Raw genomic sequence first — 272 nt, forward strand, 5'->3', positions numbered from 1 at the left:
CAACCGCTACGTGCGGTCGATCGATCTCGACGGCAATCTGCTCGACGAGAGCTACAACATCGGCCACTGGCGCTCGCTCGACCGCCTCGAGCGATGGGCCGAGTCGCATCCGACGCATCTTCGGATCTTCGTCACGTTCTTTCGCGTCGTCACCGGGCTGTCGAAGCTGCGGCTGTATCACGAGGTGTCCGTATTCGACGCGAAACATCAGGTCTACGAATACGTGAACTGCCATCCGACAACCGGGATGATGCGCGACGCCGTCGCCCGCT

General features: G+C 61.4%; 1 protein-coding gene. It reads left to right on the forward strand.

Going from position 1 to position 272, the window contains the following annotated elements; translation table 11 throughout:
* On the forward strand, window positions 1-272 hold a 272-nt coding region (locus SB751_RS30560), incomplete at both ends, for a phenylacetaldoxime dehydratase family protein (protein ID WP_410749092.1).

The sequence above is a fragment of the Cupriavidus sp. SIMBA_020 genome (genome assembly GCF_046535395.1).
GTDB classification, from domain to species: domain Bacteria; phylum Pseudomonadota; class Gammaproteobacteria; order Burkholderiales; family Burkholderiaceae; genus Cupriavidus; species Cupriavidus campinensis.